Genomic DNA, 2,051 nt, shown 5'->3' on the forward strand with positions numbered 1-2,051 from the left:
ATTTATTCCCCAGCTGCTGAACACGCAAAGCCCGAACGGCCTGGCCGCCTATGCAGACGCCCACAAGGCGGAAGACAAAACCGATTCCCGCAACGACGAAACCATCGGTATCCGTACTGAGCGCGTAACCTACGTGGCGGAAAGCGGCGCGCGCGGCACGCTACCCGCGGTTACCCTGCGCTGGTACGACCTGGACGACGGCACCATCAAGACAACCTCGGTGGACGCCATCAAGGTACACGCCCGCGGCCCGGGGCCATTGGCCGGCACAAGCCTATGGGAAAAACTTCTCATCCTCTCTGCCGCAGCACTCGCTGTTTGGTTACTCGCCCACTGGGCAGGCCCCAGGCTGCGCAAGTGGCGAGCACTGCGTGAACAACAGGCCGGGGAATCCGGAAAACTCGCGTGGCAGCGATTGCAAAATGCCTGCGCCGCACAGGACTATCCAGAGCTCCTTCTGGCCCTGTCGGAATTCAAACGCTACCGCCCCTCTGCCGCGAAAACACTGCAACCCGCACTGCTCGCAATCGGAGCAGCACAGTTTGGCCGCACGCCCGATGGCTCTGCCGTCGCCGCCGCCTGGCAACAATTGGCACAGGCGATCGAGGTACTGAAACCGACATCGACTCCCCGGCACCCGCAGTCCCTGCCTCCGCTGAACCCCTGAACAGGCGCACCCGCCAGGTCCCAAGTTTGCCTTTACACATCAAGGTAGAAATTTCCGTCTACAGTAAATAGGGATAGAGGTAATACCTGCCAGATCCTCGCGCAGTTTAGAGGAACACGTTATGCATGTGCGGTACCGGCTCCAGTCCTGGCTCACTTCGAGCCTTCTGATCTTTTTCCTGGTCAACGCAATTCCTGCTCAGGCCGCTTCCCCACTGCCCTCCTGGAACGACGGCCCGACCAAAGATGCCATTGTCGGCTTCGTGGAAAAGGTCACGAAAAAGGGTTCCCCGGACTTCGTGCCGGAAAACCAGCGCATCGCCACCTTCGACAATGACGGCACCCTGTGGGCAGAGCAGCCGGTTTATTTCCAATTCTTCTATGCCGTCGATCAGGTGAAAAAGAAGGCCGCCGAGCATCCGGAGTGGAAAACCGAGGAACCCTTTGCATCCGTGCTCAAGGGGGATATGAAAGGCGTCATCGCCAGTGGCGAGAAAGGCTTGATGAAAATCATCGCCGCCACCCACGCCAATATGACCGCGGAAGAGTTCCGTGCAAATGTCAGTGACTGGCTGAAGACCGCACGCCACCCGAAAACCAATCGCCCCTTCAATGAAATGATTTACCAGCCTCAGCTGGAACTGCTGGACTATCTGCGCGCGAACGGCTTCAAGACCTTCATTGTTTCCGGCGGCGGTGTGGATTTTATGCGGGTATTTGCCGAGCAAACTTACGGCATCCCCCCCGATCAGGTGGTCGGCTCCAGCCTCAAGGCCAAATACGAAGTGCAAGACGGCAAACCGGTGATTATCAAGCTGCCGGAAATCAACTTGGTGGATGACAAGGAGGGCAAGCCCGTCGGTATCCACCAGTACATCGGCCAGCGCCCCATATTCGCCTCCGGAAATTCTGACGGGGACTACCAGATGCTGGAGTGGACCACCGCCGGCAGCGGCCCGCGTTTTGGCATACTGCTGCACCACACCGATGCCAAGCGCGAATGGGCCTACGACCGCGACTCTCACGTTGGCCAACTCAACAAAGGACTCGATGACGCCGCCAAAAAAGGCTGGGTTGTCATCGATATGCAAAACGACTGGAAAACGGTGTTCCCGGCAGCCAAGCGTTAAATCACATACCGAAAACAGTTTGCTGTCACCGTCGAGGAGGAAAATATGGTTCGCACTTATTTGAAACGCATGCTGCGGGTGCCGATTGCGGTCACCTCTGTTGCGCTGATGTGTCTCGGCCATAGCGCCGCCCAGGCCCAGGACAAACCGAATATCCTGGTGATCTGGGGCGACGATATCGGCTTCTGGAATGTCAGCTTCAACAACCGCGGCATGCTGGGCTACAAAACCCCCAATATCGACCGCATTGCCAAC

At 58.0% G+C, this 2,051-nt stretch carries 2 protein-coding genes and 1 pseudogene; all 3 read left to right on the forward strand.

The genetic code is table 11. The annotated features are described in order from the left end of the window. Nucleotides 1-667: hypothetical protein (locus tag VIL80_RS15500; protein ID WP_332036993.1), on the forward strand; the 667-nt coding region annotated here is incomplete at its 5' end. A 121-nt stretch (nucleotides 668-788) separates the two neighbouring features. Next, nucleotides 789-1,796 (forward strand): HAD family hydrolase, encoded by a 1,008-nt coding sequence (locus VIL80_RS15505; protein ID WP_332036994.1) that lies wholly within the window; start codon nucleotides 789-791, stop codon nucleotides 1,794-1,796. 45 nt (nucleotides 1,797-1,841) lie between these two features. Beyond that, nucleotides 1,842-2,051: pseudogene (locus VIL80_RS15510) on the forward strand (arylsulfatase); the annotation flags it as partial.

It is taken from the genome of Microbulbifer sp., assembly GCF_036563125.1.
GTDB lineage: Bacteria > Pseudomonadota > Gammaproteobacteria > Pseudomonadales > Cellvibrionaceae > Microbulbifer.